General features: G+C 70.3%; 9 protein-coding genes and 1 pseudogene. 3 read left to right on the plus strand and 7 right to left on the minus strand.

All coding sequences use genetic code 11. The annotated features are described in order from the left end of the window. Window positions 1–674 (minus strand): ISAs1 family transposase (locus tag AB0H52_RS29895; RefSeq protein WP_357951565.1); only part of this gene is annotated, 674 nt, incomplete at its 3' end. Window positions 675–1,484: 810 nt separating this feature from the next. Between AB0H52_RS29895 and AB0H52_RS29900 the strand changes: the two are divergent. Together AB0H52_RS29900 and AB0H52_RS29905 are read left to right on the plus strand one after the other, a co-directional pair. Continuing rightward, window positions 1,485–1,635, plus strand: a pseudogene (locus tag AB0H52_RS29900) (IS5/IS1182 family transposase); the annotation flags it as partial. Window positions 1,636–2,047: 412 nt separating this feature from the next. Further along, window positions 2,048–3,259, plus strand: a complete 1,212-nt coding sequence (locus tag AB0H52_RS29905) for a helix-turn-helix transcriptional regulator (RefSeq protein WP_151491433.1) — start codon at window positions 2,048–2,050, stop codon at window positions 3,257–3,259. 936 nt (window positions 3,260–4,195) lie between these two features. Here AB0H52_RS29905 and AB0H52_RS29910 read toward each other — a convergent pair. The 6 genes from AB0H52_RS29910 to AB0H52_RS29935 form a co-directional block, all read right to left on the minus strand. Continuing rightward, the gene (locus AB0H52_RS29910; RefSeq protein ID WP_357951568.1) at window positions 4,196–6,874 is read right to left on the minus strand and encodes a right-handed parallel beta-helix repeat-containing protein; all 2,679 of its coding nucleotides are present in this window, start codon (window positions 6,872–6,874) and stop codon (window positions 4,196–4,198) included. A gap of 139 nt (window positions 6,875–7,013) precedes the next feature. Then, window positions 7,014–9,710: a right-handed parallel beta-helix repeat-containing protein gene (locus AB0H52_RS29915; protein WP_357951570.1), complete on the minus strand. Its 2,697-nt coding sequence runs from the start codon at window positions 9,708–9,710 to the stop codon at window positions 7,014–7,016. A 119-nt stretch (window positions 9,711–9,829) separates the two neighbouring features. Then, complete coding sequence (locus tag AB0H52_RS29920; RefSeq protein ID WP_357951572.1) at window positions 9,830–12,445, minus strand: DUF1565 domain-containing protein; 2,616 nt, start codon at window positions 12,443–12,445, stop codon at window positions 9,830–9,832. Between the two features lie 143 nt (window positions 12,446–12,588). Further along, on the minus strand, window positions 12,589–15,189 hold the full coding sequence (locus AB0H52_RS29925) for a right-handed parallel beta-helix repeat-containing protein (protein ID WP_357951574.1): 2,601 nt from the start codon (window positions 15,187–15,189) through the stop codon (window positions 12,589–12,591). Window positions 15,190–15,367: 178 nt separating this feature from the next. Continuing rightward, window positions 15,368–17,980 (minus strand): hypothetical protein, encoded by a 2,613-nt coding sequence (locus AB0H52_RS29930; protein ID WP_357951576.1) that lies wholly within the window; start codon window positions 17,978–17,980, stop codon window positions 15,368–15,370. Window positions 17,981–18,163: 183 nt separating this feature from the next. Beyond that, on the minus strand, window positions 18,164–18,637 hold the full coding sequence (locus AB0H52_RS29935) for a hypothetical protein (RefSeq protein ID WP_225854651.1): 474 nt from the start codon (window positions 18,635–18,637) through the stop codon (window positions 18,164–18,166). A gap of 85 nt (window positions 18,638–18,722) precedes the next feature. On the opposite strand from AB0H52_RS29935, the gene AB0H52_RS29940 reads away from it, so the two are divergent. Next, window positions 18,723–20,006 (plus strand): MFS transporter, encoded by a 1,284-nt coding sequence (locus AB0H52_RS29940; protein WP_278125896.1) that lies wholly within the window; start codon window positions 18,723–18,725, stop codon window positions 20,004–20,006. Window positions 20,007–20,322: the final 316 nt, after the last annotated feature.

Below are 20,322 nucleotides of genomic sequence, written 5' to 3' on the forward strand. Positions count from 1 at the left end.
AAATGTTTCTGGTTGCCTTTGACGACGAAGACGTAACCGGCTTTCTTCTCTACCAGCCAGCGGGCATGCTCGCGCTGGGTATGCAAGGCGTCCGCTGTGATGACCGCCCCGGCCAGGTCGAGGGTGTCCAACATGGGCACGAACCTGGTGATCTCGTTCGTCTTCCCATCGACGTCGCTCTGGGCCAGGACGATCCCGTCATGGTGATCCACGGCGGCGAGCAGATGAACCTGAGCGCCCGCGGGACCGCTGCCCCGCAACGTCTTTCCATCAACGGCGATCACCCGCCGGCCCGGACCGCCAGAACCTGCGCGGCTGATCAGCCATCGGCACACCGCGGCATCCAGGGCGTCGGCGTCGATGCCGGCAAGGACCCGACCCAGAGTGCTGTCATCAGCCACCCGCCGGGCGCCGGTGAACCGGTCCCGGGCCGCCCCGAGGCGGTCCCATACCGCGTCCGGCAGATCCGCGGCCCACTCGGTGATCTCCACGACCCGACTCTGCCCCGAGACCACCGCCGCGACCGCGACCGCGAGCAGACCCGGCAACGGATAGATCCGACCCCGCCGGTCCCGCGGGTCCGGCACCTGCGCCAACACCTGCAACAACCCCAGCGCGTCCTGCTCCACCAGTGGCGACACGCCATGCAGACGTGCCGACAACCCGCCGATCAACGATGATGCTTCCACGAGCGCGGTCCTTCACTTGTGATCATCCGGCCTAGACACCTGAATGATCACCAGAAGACCGCGCTCTTCCACGTACCGGCCCGAACCGGCGTGACTACCCCAAAAGCAACTAAACGGTCAAAGCTCGACCTTGCGAATGCCCTGGTGAACCGGGGCCGGCAATCTTCCGTTGTATGTACGCCCGGACGCGCAGACGTGACTCCCTACGCGCTGGAGCCCGGTCGCTCGACCCTCCAAATCTGTGACGAAGGAGCATGACGCGCACACGCACCCATATGACACCTCGACCACCATATACATCTTCCCGACGGGCCCCATGCATGCGCCCCGCCCTGCTAGGCCCGAGGCTATACCGGACCGGCGCCAAGGAATCAACTACAGCCTTCCGGGCAGAATGGTCCAGGCGGCCGCCAAGCCGAGCAGATCCGAGAGTAACCCGCAGCCACCAACCAAAGGGGAATTCCCGAGTGCCACAGGTGTGAGTTCACAAATGAGCACGGTGGCGAATCTGAAGTCTGATGGTTTGGGGGTTGCGACGGCGTCGACGTCGGCCGATAGCGATGGCTCTATCGCGGCACCGCCTGTCCCGCGTCCAGCCACTACCCCTGTTGTAAGCCCTCGCCGATGACTACATAGAGAGCCTTTCGGTAAGGCTCTGATCACCGGGTATGGTGTCCGGAAGGTCGAATGCGTGGAGGAATCACCCAGACGGGCGCGGGGTGAGCCAGTAAAGGCGCGGAACGCCGGTACGGGTGTTCCTCTCACAGACCACTCGCCCGGAGTTCCGCGCCGCCCATGAGTATCACCTATACCGCCACGCTCCCCGTACGCGATGAGACCATGTTCTACCTCTCCGGCCTGCTGCATGCCGAACGTCTGCGGCGATACCCGTGCGGGGCGGCGGGCGTTGACCTGCTTCCGGCAGGCCGTGCTCGTCTTGCGCTGGCGGGGAGTGTCAAGTTAACGGCCCTGGCTCACTTTCGGTGGTAGCAGACAGTGATGTCTCATCCGGGAAGCGATCGGATCGTCACGGGGCTATCGTCGCAAAGGCTCGCCATCCTGTAGCACCCTCGGCGCGCTTCGGCCCGTGTGCGACAGCAACGCTGACAGCAACCGGCCGGGATGAGGGCAGCAGTCAGTAGTGGCCGATCACGGACAGCCGCCCGAGGTCGCAGACGCGGATGGACCCCGCCGGACGGAGCGCCCAGAACTTACAAGCGAGGGGTTGGATGCCATTCCGGTGCGGGCGGGCCGCCGGCGTGGTGGGGGTTATGAGGCGTCGGTCTGGTCGGTAGCGTTGGCGGTGGTGGCGGCCGATGGGTCGGTGGTGCGTCCTGCGCTACGCGAGGGGGTTCCGGGTGGATTCCTTGCCGGAGTTGACGTTCGGGCAGCGGTTGAAGGTCTATCGGGAGCGGTCCGGGAAGAGTCGGACGGTGCTGGGCGGGTTGGTGGGCCGTAGCGCCGAGTGGGTCAAGGCGGTGGAGACGGATCGGATCCTGCCACCGCGTATTCATATGCTGGATCGGATTGCGCGTGCTCTGAAGATCGACGTGTCCGCCTTGGCAGCGGAGTTGGCCGATGGGTCCGCTGTGGTCAACGGGCCCGAGCATCCGGCGCTGGTGTCGGTCCGGGCCGCCCTGAATCATGTCGCGCTTCCCGATGACACCCCGCCGGAGTTGTTGTCCGGTCTGCGGCAGCGACTTGCGGCAGGGTGGCGGGCGCGCCATCAGGCAGCGGATCACCGTACGGTCCTGGGCGGGTTGTTGCCGGGGTTGCTGAGGGACGGGCAGCGGGCCGTGTTGGCGTACGAGGGCGGCCGGCGACGGGAGGCGCAAGCCCTGTGGGCGGAAACGCTCGGGTTGGCGCAGATGTTCATTGCCTACCAGCCTGCCGCCGAGTTGCTGTGGCGGGTGACGGATCGGGCGATGGTGGCGGCGCAGGAGTCCGGTGATCCGGAGGCGATCGCCCGTGCAGGTTGGTTTCTGTGTCAGGTGCATCGGGAGGCCGGTGACTGGGACACCGCGATGAGGGTGACGCTGGAGGTGCTGTCGGCGTTGGAGCCGAGGGCGGCTGACGGAAGCCCGAATCTGCTGGCGTTGTGGGGTGCGCTGAACTTCGAGGCCGCGTACACGGCTGCTCGTGCCGGTGAGGAAGGTCGCGCCTGGCGGTACTGGGACCGCGCGGACCAGGTGGCGCAGCGCCTGCCGGAGGGCTTCTACCAGTCGCAGACGTCGTTTTCGCGGATCATCATGGGTGCACACGCGGTGACCGTCGCGGTGGAGTTGCAGCAGTCGGGCGAGGCGGTGCGGCAGGCACGTCGCCATGATGCGGCTGCTATTCCGTCGAGGCCACGCCGGGCACGCCATCTGATCGAGGTCGCGCGGGCACACTACGGCAAGGACGACAAGGAAGCGACCGTGGCAGCGCTTCGGCAGGCGTACGAGTCGGCTCCGGAGACGATCCGATTCAACGGGTACGCCCGTCAGATCACCATGGACCTGCTCGACGGTCCGCGTGCCACCCGGGACGACGCACGCGACCTGGCTATGAGAGTCGGACTCGTCTCCTGAATCAGGGGTAGAAACCTTACCCATCCCGTTAGACGACCGAACGTAGCTTCTTGCTCACGGGATGCGGTGGTCGGTGCGAGGCACGCCCGGCCGCCGTGTCCCTCATCGAGAGGGCGACGATGCTGCCGCCCTCGTGAGCGACGAGGGAGAGGTACGTGCGGCGTGTCTCGTACGACGAATACGTCTCCGCCACCGCGTTGACCTTCGCCCGGCGGCATCGGCCGGTGTGGTCCTGGCAGCGTTGGCGGCGTATCTGCAACTGCGGAGCCGCCCTGCCGTGCCGTGCCCGGCACCGGATACCGATCAACCGAGGGCACTGGCCGCAAACGGAGGATCAGCAGTGACCAGCCATGGCCCGGTCATGCCGATCTGGAGCTGCGGTGGCTGCAACCTGCCGTGGCCGTGTCCGACGCGGCGGCAAGAGCTGCGTGCGTAGTACGCCGATGCGCCAGAGTCGCTGGCCCTCTACCTCGGAGGCTACCTCATCCAAGCCGCCGAGGACATGCCGTGGGCGCCGGCCGGAACCCTGCACCGCCGCTTTGTCGGCTGGACGAGGCAGCCGCCGGAAGTACAGCAGCGAAGTACAGCAACCGTGCCCGCCGAACCAGACCAGGACGAGCATCGCCAGGCCGGATGACCTCTGACGACGCCCGATCCGACCGGACTGCCGCCACTTCGGGACGAAGAGGTCGTCGGTTCGAATCCGGCCACCCCGACCAGAGGTAAGAGCAGGTCAAGGCCCCTCCACCGAGGGGCCTTGATTCGTTTTCGGGGCTGCCTGCCCACCCTGGAACCTTGCACGGCAGCAGTCGACGTGAGGACCCCCCTGCGATCCCGGTCACGGGCCGAGTGGGTGGAGCACCGGCGGTCGGGCCACGTCCACTCGTGGCCGTACGGCCGCCGCCGGCACCCCGGCGGCGGCCGCTCTGGTCATCGTCAGACGGCGGGTGCGATGAAGTAGCCCGACTGGTCGACGACAGCATGGGTGGTCCCGCCGCTGTTGTTGAACAGCCTGACCTGGCCGGCCGTACCTGTTCGCACCACCGCCAGGTTGGAGGCGGTCTCGCCGGCCACGAAGTTGACGTTGGACGCGGTGGGCGGTGCCGTCCCGGTGGCCGGGTACGCGGTGAGCACACCTGGCGTGGTGGGCTCGGTGGCGGTCAGGTTGACGACCGCGGCGGTCGCAGCCGGGCAGCCGTCAACACAGTCGGCGTCCCGGAACCAGGGCAGGAAACGGACATCCTCCCGAGGCTGAAGCGGGGCGCGTTCCCACCGGTCCAGCAGGCCGGAGCCCTGCCGGGTGTCCACTATCCGGGCCGGAGACATCGGCACGTAGCTGTCGGCGGCACCGGACGAGGCGGAACCGAAGTAGCCGGCCAGGTCCGCGACGACGTGGGTGCTGCCGGAACTCTCGTTGTGGATGCTGACCCGGCCGCCGGTCACCGGAACGATGACCAGATTCGGGATCGTCTGCCCGGCGACGAAGTTCAGGTTGGACGCCACCGGCACCGCCGCGCCAGCCGGGAACAGCTTGAGCACGCCGTGAGCCGTCGCGCCGGTCGCCGTGACGTTGAGGATGACCGCCGTGGCGTCGGACGGCAGGGCCGCGGAGAGGTCCACCTGGCGGGTCGTGTTCGCGGGGAACGCCGTGGCGCCCGCGCCACGGGTGTCCAGCACCCGGGTCGGTGCGAGCGTCTTCAGGCCGCTGCCGGCAGCGCCGTACCAGCCCTGGAGATCGGCGATCACGTGCACCGTACCGCCGCTGCCGTTGCGGATCCGGACCTTGCCGTTGCTCATCGGCACGGTGACCAGGTTCGGTACCGTCTCGCCGGCGACGAAGTTGACGCTCGAGGCGCTGGGCGGCGCCGTCCCGTCCGGGTACACGGTGAGGAAGCCCGCCATCGACGGCTGGGTGGCCGTCACGTTGAGCACCACGGCGGTGATGTCCGCCGCCGGCGTAACGCCGATGCCGGCGATCGGCAGGACGACCTCGGTGCCTGCGGGCACCGCCGTCCTCGTGGGCACTCCGACGGCGCTACGGGTGTCCAGCAGCCGGGCGGGAGCGACCGGGTGGTAGGTGGCCCCGACGATCGTGCCCATCTGACCGACGTTGATGTCACCGGCGGCGGTCACGACGGCCCGGTCCGCCTTGCGGAAGCCCAGGTAGTTGATCCAGCCGGTGACCGAGACATGGCCGGCGCGGCGGAACGTGTAGGTCATGGACGGGCTGTGGCCGACCCGCCAGAAGCGCTCGTCACCGAACTTGAACGCCACCGTGCCGCCCGGGCCGTCGGTCGGGTACGGCAGCTTGGGCGTGAGGGTCGCGACCGCGTCCAACGGGTCGCCACCCGCGCTGCGGCGGAACGACTTGCCACCGAGCGCGCCCGTGCCGACGTACTCGGTCGCGCCCCGGTCGTGGTAGCCCGGACCGGTGCCGGTGTTGCTCACGTCCGGCGGATCCGCGTGCGGGTTGCCCAGCAGGTCCGTCGGGAGGGCACCGGGCGCGGTCGCGTCGGCGGAGTCGATCGCCGGCGACCCGGGGGTGAGCGGGTACCAGCCGAACACCGAGCCCTGCGGGCCGGTGATCCCCGCCGGCGCGACGAGGTCGTGGCCACCCTGGCCACTCGCGGCCTGGAAGCTCGCCAGGGTCGGGTGGGCGGTGCCGGCCCAGTCGTACGGTGCGCCACCGCTGGTCGGATCGATGAGGTTGTGGTCGACGGTCGTGCCCTGCGTCGAATCGGCCGAGACCGAGATCGCCGTCGCACGCGACGGGGTGGCACACCGGCCGGGGCTGCTGGCGACACCGTCCGCGGTCTGGATGATGTTGTTGCGCAGCGAGACCCCCGGCGCGGCCCCGGTCACCAGGATGCCCGCGTCGCAGCGGTTGACGATGGTGTTGCCGGTGACCACCGTGCCCGGTGCGTCCGCGACGACCATCCGGCTGTCCCGGAACGCGTTGCCGCTCACCACCGTCCCGCTGACCCCCGCGTCCACGGCCACACCGGCGACCCTGGTGTACGAGGCGAGGAAGTTGCGGCTGACCGTGACGTCACTCGACCCACCGGTGAGGCGGATCAGCCCCGGCGCGTCCTCGTAGTTGCGGACCGCGAGACCGTCCAGTGTGATCCGACTGGAACCGTTCACCACGATCGTCTCTTCGCTGCCCCAGGCGTGCACGGAGAAGCCCTCGAGGACGATGTCGTGCACCTTGTACAGGTGGAAGACCGTGTCCCTGATGTACGTGTTCTCGTAGGCGCCGACATGAACCTCACCGTCGGGGCCGTTGACCGCGCGGTAGGTGATCGGCGCGCCCTCGGTGCCGGAGTGGGTGAAGAACACCCCCTCCTCGTAGTTGCCGGGCTGCACCAGCACGGTCTGCCCCGGCTGCGCCACCTCGGCCGCCGAGGAGATCATGCAGTACGGGTTCGCCATGCTCCCGTCGCCGCCGGTCAGCCAGTCGCAGTGCTTCTCACTGACGTACACCTCGTTGGCCGGTGTGGCCGCCTGCGCGACGACCGGCGCGGGCCCGGCCGCGGCGGAGGCCGCCGGCCCCGACAGGACCGCGCCCGCCGCCAGCGGTATGAGTGCGAGCAGCGACCGTTCACGTCTCTTCATCAACGCCCCCGTGACGTATCGACAGATGAGTGCGGCGGCAGCGTATCCCGGCCCGCGCCGGCCCGCGCACCGCAATTGGAGCGGGCCTGCCGGCCTGGGCGCCGCCCCTCGCCCGGTGCGGGCGAGGGGCGGCGTGAACTCAGGCGGCCGCGATGAAGTAGCCCGCCTGGTCGACGAGCACGTGGCTGCTGCCGGAACTGTTGTTGTACAGGGAGATCACCGCGTCCCGGGTCTTGATGACCGCGAGGTTGGAGGCCGTCTCGCCGGCGACGAAGTTGACGTTCGAGGCGGTGGGGGGCGTCGTCCGGTGGGGAAAGGCCGTGAGAACGCCGGCGGTGGTCGGAGCGGTGACGGTCAGGTTGGCCACGACGGCGGTGGGGGCGGGGCAGTCCGAACCGCAGTCAGCGCCGTCGAACGCCTTGTAGTACCACGCCTCGACGCTCGCCACCGCCTGCTTCTCGAGCGGGCCGGCGGTGCGGTCGATCAGGCCGTCGCCGGTGCGGCTGTCGGCGATCCGGGACGGCCCGTACGGCACGTAGCTCTGGGTCGCCCCGGAGGCCGCGGACCCGAAGTAGCCGGCCAGGTCGGCGACGACGTGGGTGGTGCCGGAGCTGACGTTGCGGATCGCCACCTTACCGCCGACAACCGGCACGGTGACCAGGTTGGGGATCGTCTGCCCGGCCACGAAGTTCAGGTTGGACGCCATCGGCACCGGCGTACCGTTCGGGTAGACGGTGAGCACCCCGGCGGTCGTCGGCTGGGTGACCGTGACGTTGAGGATCGCGGCGGTCACGTCGGCCGGGAGGACGTCGGAGAGGTCGACGTGCAGGTCGCCGTTCGGGGCGACCGGAGCTGCCGAGCGGGTGTCCAGCACCCGCGTCGGTGTCATCGGGGCGAAGCCCGAGCCGTGGGCGCTGTAGTAGCCCTGGAGATCGGCGACCAGGTGGACCGTCCCCCCGCTGGCGTTCTCCAGGTAGATCCGGCCGTCGCGCACCGGCACGGTGACCAGATTCGGCACGGTCTCGTTGGCCACGAAGTTGACGCTCGACGTGATGGCGCCTGTGGCGCTGGAGTAGACCTTCAGGAAACCGGCAGTGGTGGGGCTGGTGACGGTGACGTTCAAAACGATCGAGCTGATGTCGGCGACCGGTACGCCAGCCACCTGGGGCAGGTCGAGCGTCACCCGGCCGCCGGCGGCAACCGGCACCGTGGTCGGAATGCCGAGAGCGGTACGGGTGTCCAGCAGCCGCGTCGGCGCGACCGCCGTGTAGTACGAGCCGGTCACCGTGCAGGCCCGATCGGTGGTCCCCACGCCGCCGTTGACACGGCGGAATCCGTTCGGGCTGACGTAGTAGGAGACGCAGGACACCCCCGCCCGGCGGTACGTGTAGCTGGCTCGCGGCACGTCGCTGATGCGCGCGACGGTCTGGTCGCCGAACTGGAACGCGTAGCGGCCCTCTTCACGCTCGACCGGCCAACTGTGGGTCGGGGTGATGGTCGCCACCGTGTCGAGGGGACCACCGCCGGCCGCCCGCCGGATGTCGATCGCACCGGCGTCCAGCGTCCCCTGGCGCTCCCAGGCACCCCGGTCCCGGTAACCACTGCCCGTGCCGGTGTTGGCGGCGCTCGGGTCGTCGCTGTACGGGTTACCCAGGATGTCACTCGGCAGGGCACCCGGGGCGGAGCCGTCCGCCGAGTCGATGGCGGGAGATCCCGGCCGCAGTGTGATCCAGCTCCGCCAGTAGTTGATGTCGACGATGTCGATCCCCGGGTTCGTCGCCAGGTCGTTGACACCCTGACCGGTGGACGCGACGAAGCTGTCCCGCGTGGTGTGTGCGGTGCCGCCCCAGACGTAGAACGGACCGCCGCTGACCGGATCGACCAGGTTGTGATCGACGACGCTGCGAGCGGTCGACCCGGCGGCCACGGTGATCGCGGCGGCAGCCGCCGGATCGGCGCAGACCTGCCGGACGCTGCCCGCCGTCGCGACGATGTTGTTCCGGATGCTCGCGCCCGGCGAGTCGCCGGCCACGTCGATTCCCCTCCCACACGTGGTGATGATGGTGTTGCCGGTGACCACGGTGTCCGGGGCGTCGGTGACGACCATCCCGACGCGGCTGTAGCCCTGGTTACCGACGACGACCGCGTTGACGGTGCCGGCCCCGACGGCCACCACCGGCCCGCCGCCGATCAGGAACCACTGGCGGCTGACCGTGACGTCACGGGATGCACCGGTGATCCGCACTCCCCCGGACGCCGTCGCACCCCGGATGCCGTTGCCATCGATGGTGACCCGGGTCGAGCCGTCCACCGTCACGGCGGGCGCCCCACTCACGCCTTCCACCACGAAGTCTCGCAGGGCCACGTCGTGCACCCCGGCGAAGATGATGACGCTGCCGGTGGTCGGCCCCTCCATGGACCGGACTTTGCCGATCCGCACGTCTCCCCGGACCGCCGAGGAACGGAAGGTGATCGGCGCCTCGGGCGTACCGGAACGCCTGATCGTCAGCACCTCCTCGTAGTGCCCCGGCTCGACGAGCACGGTCTGTCCCGGTTGGACCACGGCCGCCGCCGCGGAGATCGTGCAGAACGGGTCGTCGGCGCTGCCGGTGCCACCGCTGGCGGAGCAACGCTGCTGGTCCACCGCAAGCTCGGGCGGCAGGACGGCCTGGGCGGCCGGCTGGGCGGTCACGGGCACCGCGGCCCGCGCGGGCACCGCCGCGTTGGCCGGCGCCGCCGGCCCGGCCAGGCCACCGGCACCCAGGACAAGGGGTACGACTAAGAACCCGGCAAACCAGCGACTGCCCATGGACATCCCCGTCTTTTTGTCGATCATGATCAGGCGGAGACTACCGGCGCTACCCGGCCGGTCACGTCAGTCGATCGATCACCGTCGCCGGAACGACCGGAGCCGGCACCATCACGTGGCGCCGGCTCCGGGTCTGATCGGTTCGGTCAGGGGGTGGTGGCGATGAAGTGGCCCGCCTGGTCGACCACGACGTCCGTGCTGCCACCACTGTTGTTCGTCACCGTCACGGCACCGTTGGCGCCCACTCGCACCACTGCGGCGTTCGACGCCGTCTCCCCGGCCACGAAGTTGACGTTCGAGGCGGCCGAGGGCGCCTCACCCTTGGGCTGTGCGGTGAGGACACCCGGTGCGGTCGGCCCGGTGACCGTCAGGTTGGCCACCAACGCCGTCGGCTTCGGCGTGTTGTCGTTCCCGTTCGGGTCCAGGAACGGCACCCACAGGTCGACCGACGTGAACTGGGGCAGAGTGTGCCCGCCGATCCCGGACCGGGTGTCGAGGATCCGCTGGGGGCCGTACGGGACGAAGCCGTCGACGGCGCCGGTCCCGTACCAACCGGCCAGGTCCGCGAGCACGTGGGTGGTGCCGGAACTGACGTTCTGGATGACGAGCCGGCCGTTCACCACCGGCACCGTCACCAGGTTGGGGATGGTCTGGCCGGTGACGAAGTTCAGGTTGGATGCCGTCGGCACCGACGAACCGGCCGGGTACACGGTGAGAACCCCGTTCGCCGTCGGCTGGGTGGCCGTCACGTTCAGCACGACGGCCTTGGCACCCGACGGCACCCGCCCGGAGAGATCGAGCACCCGGTAGGTGTTCGCGGGGACCGGCGCGCCCCCGTTGGCCCGGGTGTCCAGCACGCGGGTCGGCGCCAGCGGCTTGAAGCCGTCACCGAAGCCGGAGTAGAAGCCCTGCAGGTCGACGACGACGTGCACCGTCCCGCCGGCGTTGTTACGGATGCGCAGGTTGCCGTTGGACATCGGCACCGTGACCTGGTTCGGCACGGTCTCACCAGGGACGAAGTTGACGCTCGACGCCTGGGGTGCGGTCTTGCCGTCGGGGTAGACGGTGAGGTATCCCGCGGTGGTCGGCTGGGTGGCCGTGACATTGAGCACCACAGCCGTGATGTTCGCGGCCGCCACACCGTTGATCGACATGATCGGCAGAACGATCTCGGAGTTGGCCGCGACGGGAACGGTGGTGCTGATCCCGACGGCGGCGCGGGTGTCCAGCAGGCGGGTCGGCGCCACCGGGGTGAACATCGCGCCGAGGACCGCGCAGTCTCCACCCAGCGGCTCGAGCACGCTCGGCGGGAGCACCCGGAAGTTGTCGAACCGGATGTCGTTGCTCACGCAGGCGGTGCCGGCACGCTGCAGTTGGCTATCGGCCGGCACGATCGGACCCACCCGGTAGAACCGATCGTTGGTGAACCGCTGGGCAACCTTGCCCACCGGGCCATCGGTGGGCCACGCGTGGCTGACCGTCAGGGGAGCGGTGTAGTCCAGCGACGAACCGCCAGGCTTGCTCTGGACCCCGTACCCGCTCACCGTCCGGCCACCCTGGAGCTCGACCGCGCCCCGGTCGTGGTAGCCGTTACCGGTACCGGTGTTGGCCACGGTCGGTGCGTCGGCGTGCGCGTTGTCCAGCAGGTCGGTACGGGCGACGCCGGGTGCCGTCGCGTCGGCGGAGTCGATCGCCGGCGAAGCGGCGGTCGGCGGGAACCAGCCACGCTCGGTGCCCAACCGCTCGCCCAGCAGGACCGGGGCCAGGATGTCGTGATCGCCCTGACCGGTCGCCGCCCGGAACGACGCCAGGTCGGCGTGGTCGGTCGCGCCCCAGCGGTAGACAGCCCCACCACTGGCCGGGTCGACCAGGTTGTAGTCGGCCTCCGTGCCGCCGGTGGCGGCGACGGCGACCGAGATCGCTGGCGCCGTCGTCGGGGCGGCACAGGTTTCCGGTGCCGGGACGGGACCGGCACCGGTACGCAGGATGTTGTTCCGGATGCTCGCGCCGGTCGAGGCACCGGCCAGCACGATCCCGGTCGCGCAGTCGGTCACCACCGTGTTGCCGGTGATCCGGGCTCCCGGCGCGTCGGTCACGGCGACCAGGGTCTTGAAGAAGGTGTTGGCGGTGACCACCGCGCCGGTGACACCCGCCTCGACAGCCACGCCGGTGGCGGCGGTGCCCGAGCCGGGGAACCAGCCCCGACTGACCGTGACAGCACTGGACGAACCCGTGACACGGACGGCGGGCAGGGTGCCCCCGCCGGTGGCGATGCCGTCCACGGTAACCCGCTGGGCCCCGCTGATCAGAACCGGCACCGCATTGCTCGGGCCGGTGAGCGTGAAGCCCTCGACCACGACGTCATGCACGCCGGAGATCGTCAGCGGCGTACCGCTGAGCGTGTAGTGACCGAGACGGACGAGGCCCCGCGAGGTGTTGACCGCACGCACGGTGATCGGCGCGGACTCCGTGCCGGACCGTGTGACTGTCACCTTCTCCGCGTAGTTCCCCGGCTGCACGAGCACCGTCTGACCCGGCTGGGCCACAGCCAACGCGGCACCGATCGTGCAGTAGGGCGCGGCCTCGCTGCCGTCGCCAGCGGGCTTGCAGTCACGCTGGCTGACGTACACCTCGGTGCCAGGTGTGGCGGCCCTGGCCCCGGCTGGCGCGGATGCCGCCACCGCCGGCCCGGCGGGCCCGACCAGGCCCACACCCGCCAGCAGCGGTACGACCGCAAGCTGCACCGACCTGTGTCTTCTCATCAACCGTCCCCCGTGGAAGTCGAACAAATCTCGCCGCAGCCTATATTCACGCGTGCCGTGCCGGCTGCCCCGGCACCTCAGGCAGAAAGAACCGGCGCCCCACGCTGTACGCGGAGGGCGCCGGTTCTTCAGCGCTACGCGGGTCAGGACGCGGCGGCGATGAAGTAGCCCGCCTCGTCGACGATGACGTGGGACGTACCCCCGCTGTTGTGGAAGAGGTCGACGCCCGAGCCGACCGCGACCACGGCGGCGTTCGACGCCGTCTCACCGGCGACGAAGTTGACGTTCGAGGCGGTGGGCCGCGGCCCGCCGCCGGGGTGAACGGTGAGCACGCCCGGCCTGGTCGGCGCGGTGACGGTCACGTTGCCTACCAGTGCGGTCGGGGCGGGGCAGGCCGGCGCGCAGGTGACGCCAGGCCGCAATGGCTCGAACCGGACCGTCTCCCCGGCGGTGAGGGAAGCCGGCGTACGGCCGGGCAGCCCGGTGCTGTCCCGGGAGTCCACGATCCGCGTCGACGTGATCGGAACGAAGGTCTGGGTGGCGTTCGGGCTGAACCAGCCGGCCAGGTCCGCGATGACGTGGGTGGTGCCGGAGCTGTTGTTGAGGATGCTGACCCGGCCGTTCACCACCGGCACGGTGACCAAATTGGGGATGGTCTGCCCGGCGACGAAGTTGAGGCTGGACGCGGTGGGTGCCGTCGAGCCGTACGGGTAGACGGTGAGCACGCCGCTGGTGGTCGGAGCGGTGACCGTCACCGACAGCACGGCGGCCGTCGCGCCGACGGGCAGCCGGTCGGAGAGGTCGAGGGTACGGATGCCCATCGCCGGGAACGGCGTGCCGGTTCCCTCCCGGGTGTCGATGACCCGTGCCGGGGGTGCCGACGCGAAGCCAGACCCGTTCGCGGCGTAGAAGCCCTGCAGGTCGGCGATCAGGTGAACGGTGCCCGAGCTGTAGTTGGTGAACACCAGCGAGCCGCCGACGACGGGTACGGTCACCTGGTTCGGCACCGTCTCCCCAGTCACGAAGTTGAGGTTGGACGAGCTGCTGAAGGCGCCGGTCGAGTCGACCCTGATGAAACCTGAGGCGCTGGGTTGGGTCACCGTCAGGTTGAGGACGACCGCACTGATGTCCTCCTGCGCCACTCCGGCGATGGTGCCTACCGGCAACTCGACCCGCCCGAAGGCGGCGACCGGCCGGATGTCGGGCACTCCGATCCGGGCTCGGGTGTCCAGAACCCGCGTCGGCGCCACCGGTACGTAACGCGCACCGACCTGGGTGCAGACCGGTCCCTCGTACTCCTTGGGCAGTCGGAAATCGGTCTGCGAGACCTGCACCTGGACGCAGGCGTCGCCGGCGCGCCGCAGCGTGTACTCGGCGGTCGCGGCGTCGGTCACCCGCCAGAACCGCTTACCGGTGAGGTAGTAGGCGTACTGGGCCCGCTCCCGCTCGACCGGCCAGGCGGAGTGCAGACCCGACCGCGCGACCACGTCGAACGGGCCGCCGCCGACCTTGCGCTCGACCCGCAGCGGGTCCTGGGTGACCGGTCCCTGAGCCTCCACCGCACCCCGGTCGCGGTACCCGCTGCCGGTGCCGGTGTTCGCGGCGGCCGGATCGTCGGCGAAGGAGGCGTCGAGCATGTCGGTGTCCAGGACACCGGGGGCGTTCGCGTCAGCCGAGTCCCGGGCGGGCGAACCAGGCGCGGTCTCCAGGTAGTTCCGGTCCCAACCGTTCACCCGGACGAGCTTCGGGTCGGCCGAGAGGTCGTGGACGCCCTGCCCGGTCGCCGCGACGAACGAGGTGAGGGTCGGGTGATCGGTGCCCGCCCAGTTGTAGGGAACTCCACCGCTGGTCGGGTCGAACAGGTTGTGGTCGGTGCTGCTGCCCGCCACCGACCCGGCGGACAACCGGATACCGACCGCGTTCGCCGGGGTGTCGCACACGTGGCGCCGGCGGGTCGTGACGACGATGTTGTTGCGGATCGAGGCGCCCGGTGAGCTGCCGGCCAGGTCGATGCCACTGCTGCAGTCGACCTGGAAGGTGTTTCCGGTGATGGTGAGGCCGCGCGTATCCGCTGCGGCCAGGCCGAAGCCGTCGAACTGACTGGCGGTGACCGTCGTGTCGGTGACCCCCGGCTCGATGGTCACCGAAGCGCCCTGCGTGTTGTAGACGAAGCTACGGCTCAGCGTCACCCGGTTCGAGACACCGCTGATCCGCACTCCGCTGGGGCCGTAGGCACCGGTCTCGACGGTGAGCTTGTCGAGGCGGACCCGCTGAGAATCCCGCACCGTGACGACGTCGGCGTTGTGGGCCCCGAACACGACCAGGCCCTCCACCGTCACGTCGTGCACGCCACTGAGGTCGAGGATCGTCCCGGTGACCGCCGCGGTGTTGTACCTGCCCACCCGCGCCATCTGCCAGTTGACGTTCACCGCGCGGAAGGTGATCGGCGCCGACTCGGTGCCCGAACGGGTGAACCGGACGTTCTCCTGGTACTCCCCCGGGTGGATCAGCACCGTCTGGCCCGGGCCGGCCACCGCCGCCGCCTCGGAGATGGTGCAGAACGGCCGCTGTTCACTGCCGTCGCCGCTGCCCAGGCACCAGTGTTGGCTGACGTTCAGTTCGCCGGCGGCTACCGCCGCGGAGACGGGTGCGGGCGCCGCCGCGGCGGGCACCGCGGGGCACACCAGGGCCGCGCCGCCAATCAGTGGTACGAGCGCAAGCTGCGCCCAACGTCGGATTTCCATCTTGACCCCCGTGCCAAAGTCGATCACTCAAGTTCGCGGAGAATACCGTGACCGATACCAATGTGGACGTCCCCGGCCAGGTCGCCGGGCTGACCGATCGGCTGGACATCCGGGTCGATCGGCGCAGTGGCCGGGCATCGGATCGATCCGATGCCCGGCCGCTGTGCAGCACCGCGCCTCAGTAGGCCGAAGCGATGAAGTATCCGGCCAGGTCGGCGATGAGGTGAGCCGTACCGGAGCTGTTGTTGACGACATCCACATAATTGCCGCCGGTCTTCGACACCACCAGGTTGGAGGCGGTCTCCCCGGCCACGAAGTTCACGTTCGACGCGGTTGGCCTCGCCGTCCCGCGCGGGTACGCGGTCAGCACACCCGCCGCCGCCGGCGCGGTCACGGTCAGGTTCAACACCCCGGCGGTTACCAGTGGACATCCCGTTCCGCACCAGACGTCGCTGAGGATCGGGGCACCACCGACGGCGAATGCGGCGAACGGGCCTGGACTCACCGTCCTGAGCCATCCGGAGTCATCGCGGGAGTCCGCGACCCGGCGCTCCGACGGCACGTAGGTCTGGTCCGCACCCGACGCGGCCGAGCCGAAGTAGCCGGCCAGGTCGGCAACCACGTGGGTGGTCCCCGAACTGACGTTGCGGATCATCACCTTCCCCGCCACCACCGGCACGACGACCAGGTTGGGGATGGTCTGCCGGGCCACGAAGTTCAGGTTCGAGGCCAGGGGCGCCGGTGAGCCATCCGGGTAGACGCTGAGCACACCGGCCGTCGTCGGCGCGGTGACGGTGACGTTGAGGATCGCGGCGGTGGCGTCCGCGGGTAGCTTTCCGGAGAGGTCCAGCCGCCGCTCACCGTTCGCGGCCAGGGGAAGGCCGGTGCCGGTACGGGTGTCCAGCACCCGGGTCGGGTCGAGCGTCTTGAACCCGGAACCCTTGCGGCTGTACACGCCCTGCAGGTCGGCGAGCAGGTGGACGGTGCCGCCGCTGCGGTTGACCAGCCGGACGACCCCACCGGTCACCTGCGTCATGACCAGGTTCGGAACCGTCTCGTTGGCGACGAAGTTGACACTCGAGGAGCCGAGCTGCCCGTTCGGGGCGCGGACGCTGATGAAGCCGGGCATGGTGGGCGCGGTGACGGTGACGTTCAGCACCACCGCGATGATGTCGGCCGCCGGTACGCCGTTGACCGCCGGAATCGGCACGGTGACCTCGCCGTTGGCCGGCACCGGGGTGGTGGTGGCGGTGCCGATCGCCGCCCGGGTGTCCAGCAACCGCGTCGGGGCGGACGGCGTGTACCGCGTACCGACCCTGGTGCAGACGCTTCCATTCGTCGTCCCGGCCCACCGGAACCCGGTGTAGCTGATCGCGACGGAGACACAGCCCGTGCCGGCCCCCTTGAAGGATGAGGCGACCGAGCGGGCCGACGTGACAATCAGGTAGCGCCTTCCGTCGAACCGGTAGGAGATGGTGCCGCCTTCGCCGTCCACCGGCCAGGCGAACTGCGGTGTCACCGTCGCCGTCACGGCGAACGAGTCGTCACCGGGCTTCTGCCGGATGTCGTACTGCCCGTTCCCCGGGGTGCCCTGAGCCTCGACCGCGCCCCGGTCGTGGAATCCGTTGCCGGTGCCGGTGTTCGCCACGGCAGGGTTGTCACTGTGCGGGTTGCCGAGCATGTCCGTGCGCGTGACGCCCGGCGCGAGGGCGTTCGCCGAGTCCACGGCGGGCGAGGTCGGATCGGCCGGGAAGAAGGTCTTGGGTCCTCCGCTCGTGCTCCCGACGATCAGCGGGTCGGCGGCGATGTCCTTGCCGCCCTGCCCGGTCGCGGCCCGGAACGACGCCAGGTCGGAGTAGGTCGTGCCCGCCCACTGGTAGACGGGACCACCACTGATCGGGTCGATCAGGTTGTAGTTGGAGACGGCTCCCGTTGCCGGCGCGGCGACCGCGATGGCGATCGCGTCCTGCGGCGTCTTGCAGGCGAAGTGACCGAGGCTCGTGCGCACGATGTTGTTCTGCAACGAGAGCCCGGTCGAGTCGCCGACCACGTCGATTCCCCGCACGCAGTAGGTGAGCACCGTGTTGTTGGTGATGACCGTCCCAGGAGCGTCGGTGGCCAGCAGACCACCCAGGTGAAGATGGTTGTTGACGACCACGGTCCCGCGGACACCCGGATCGATCCGGATGGCGGGGGCCGCCAAGTGAGTCAGGAACGCCCGGCTGATGGTGACGTCGGTGGAGTTACCGGTGACGTGCACGGCCGCCGGAGCGCGATAGGCGTGCGCGGCGATGTCGTTGATGGTGACTCTCGTCGAGGCGTCGACCACGACGGGCGTCACCGTGTCGGTGTCCTCCACGATGAAGCCCTCGACCACGACGTCGTGCACACCGGTGAACCTGAAGACGGTGCCCACAACGGTGTCACCGATGTTGCCGACGGTGATCCGACCAGACCAGGTGGCGACGGCACGGAACGTGATGGGCGCGGTCTCCGTGCCGGACCGGGTGAAGGTGACCGTCTCCGGATAGTCCCCGGGCTGCACCAACACCGTCTGGCCGGGCTGCGCCACCGCGGCCGCGGCCGAGATCGTGCAGTACGGCGCCTCTTCGCTGCCGTCGGCACCCGGCGCGCAGTCCTTGCCGCTCACGTACAGCTCGTTCGCCGGACTGGCCGCCGCCTGGGCGACCGGCGCCGGGGCCACCGCCACCGCGGGCGTCGCCGGGGCCACCAGGCCAACACCACCGAGCAGCGGTACGACCGCCAGCCCCGCCCACACACGTCTGTCCATCACGTACCCCCGTTACAAGTTGATCATGCGGACCAGAGAGTAGCGCGACACCGACCGATGTGATCAGCGCCGATCGTTCTGCACCCTCGGCCGTTCGGTGCCGTTCGGTGCCCGTCAGTCGTGCCGTTCGGTGCCTGTCAGTCGTGCCGTTCGGTGCCTGTCAGTCGTGCCGTTCGGTGCCTGTCAGTCGTGCCGTTCGGTGCGCTCGATCTCGGCGAACGCCGCGCTCAGGTAGCCGTCGACCGGCCGGCCCGTCACCGCCAGCAGGTCGGCCACGAGCAGCGGACCGTGTCGGGCGAGCGCCGCCGCGTCGGGCGGGGAGTCGTCCTCACCCGGGTCGTACACGCCGAGCGCCCCGGCCAGCAGGACCAGCACGACGTGCGGGTCGACGTCCGGTCGCCAGGGGGCCGCCGCGCGGACGCACCGCTGGAGCACCTGGCGTACGTCATCACCGTCCAGCCCGTCCGGATGCGTCTCCTCCAGCAGCAGCCGCACCACGGCACCGAGCACCAAGCCCGAACGCTCGGCGGTCGTGAGCCGGCCCGCAGCCACGTCGTACGCCTCGGTGTCCCGGGTTTTCGCGGCCTCGACCGCGTCGGTGGCGGCACCGGCGATCTCGCGGGCGGATGCGGGCAGGTGTCGCCAGGTCACGCTCACCGGGCCAGCATGGCAGAGCACCCCGACAGCCGCCGCCTCGGTAAACGGTTCGCGCGGTGTCACACCCGACGAACAGAATGCGGACATGTTGCGTCGCGCCCTACCCCGCCGTCCGGAAGCTCGCCGGCTCCTCGTCGGCACCCTGCTGTCGGCGGTCGGGCGTGGCCTCACCCTGCCGTTCCTGTTCATCTACCTGACCGACGTGCGCGGGCTCACCGACACCCGAGCCGGCCTGGTGATCGGCTGGTACGGCGCGGTCACGCTGGCCCTGTCGCCGCTGGGCGGGACGCTGATCGACCGTTTCGGGGCACGCCGGGTGGTACTGCCGTGCCTGGTGATCGAGGCGGCGGGCACCGGCTCGCTGGCCCTGGTCGACTCCAGCGCCTCCGCGTTCGCGGTGATGACGGTGATCGCGGTGGGCAGTTCGGCGATCTGGTCCGGTCAGAACACCATCCTCGCCTCGCTGACCGACGACGGTGAGCGCCAACGCGTCTTCGGGCTCAACTTCGCGCTGCTCAACCTCGGTATCGGCATCGGCGGCATGACCTCCGGCGCGATCGTCGACACGGCCCGACCGGGCACCTTCCAGGCGATCTACCTGCTGGACGCGGTGAGCTATCTCATGCCGGCACTGATCCTGCTCACCCTGCCGGGCGTCGGGCACCGGCTCGGCGACCGCCGGGCCGCGGACCAGCCGTCGGCCGGCGGCTACCTGACCGTGCTCCGGGATCGCCCGTTCCGCCGGCTGGTGATCTTCGGTCTGGTCCTCACCACCTGCGGGTACGCGCAGATCGAGGTGGGCTTCGCCGCGTACGCCGTGCGGGTCGCCGAGGTGAGCCCTCGGGTGGTTGCCTGGGCGCTCGCGGCGAACACCGTGACGATCGTGCTCGCCCAACTCCTGGTGATCCGGCGGATCGAGGGCCGCAGCCGCACCGCCGCGCTGGCCGTGGTCGGGGCGGTGTTCGCGGCCGCCTGGCTGGTCCTCGGCGCCGCCGGCCTCGTCAGCACCGAGGGCGCCCTACTGGCCGCGCTCTGTGTGGTGGCCTGCTCGGCGATCTTCGGCTTCGGCGAGACGATGCTGTCCCCGGTGATGCCGGCGCTGACCAACGCGCTGGCCACCGACGAGCTGCGCGGCAGGTACAACGCGATGAGTTCAATGATCTTCGGAATCAGCGGTGTCATCGGCCCGGTCACCGCCGGCCCGCTCATCGGCGCCGCCGACGGCCGGGTCTGGGTGGCGACCGTGGTCAGTGGCTGCCTGGTCGCCTCGCTGGTCGCGCTCTCCCTGCGCAGGCTGCTCACCCCCGCCCAGGACGGCCGGGAGACGACGACCCCGGCCTCCCCCGAGCGGACCCCCGCCCCGGCCTGACCCCGCACCCCGCCCACGCCGCACCCCGGCCCGCACCCCACGCCGCAGCCGCACGCCCTGGCGCGCGCCGCACGCGGAACCCGGCACGCTCTGCTGCGCCGCACCCCACGCCCCACACCCCGCACACCCCGCACCCCGCCCCCGCACCCCGCCCCGCGCACCGCACCCCGCCCCGCCCCACGCCGCGCCCCGCCCCACGCCGCGCCCCGCCCCACGCCGCGCCCCACGCCGCGCCCCGCGCCCCGCGCCCCGCGCCCCGCGCCCCGCGCCCCGCGCCCCGCGCCCGGCGCCCGGCGCCCGGCGCCAAGATCCGCAC

The sequence above is a fragment of the Micromonospora sp. NPDC050695 genome (assembly GCF_040654415.1).
Lineage (GTDB): Bacteria > Actinomycetota > Actinomycetes > Mycobacteriales > Micromonosporaceae > Micromonospora.

Coding starts and splice junctions, on each gene's coding strand:
- AB0H52_RS29910 (WP_357951568.1), bottom strand. CDS start 6,874: ATGAAGAGACGTGAACGGTCGCTGCTCGCACTCATACCGCTGGCGGCG.
- AB0H52_RS29915 (WP_357951570.1), bottom strand. CDS start 9,710: ATGATCGACAAAAAGACGGGGATGTCCATGGGCAGTCGCTGGTTTGCC.
- AB0H52_RS29920 (WP_357951572.1), bottom strand. CDS start 12,445: ATGAGAAGACACAGGTCGGTGCAGCTTGCGGTCGTACCGCTGCTGGCG.
- AB0H52_RS29925 (WP_357951574.1), bottom strand. CDS start 15,189: ATGGAAATCCGACGTTGGGCGCAGCTTGCGCTCGTACCACTGATTGGC.
- AB0H52_RS29930 (WP_357951576.1), bottom strand. CDS start 17,980: ATGGACAGACGTGTGTGGGCGGGGCTGGCGGTCGTACCGCTGCTCGGT.
- AB0H52_RS29940 (WP_278125896.1), top strand. CDS start 18,723: ATGTTGCGTCGCGCCCTACCCCGCCGTCCGGAAGCTCGCCGGCTCCTC.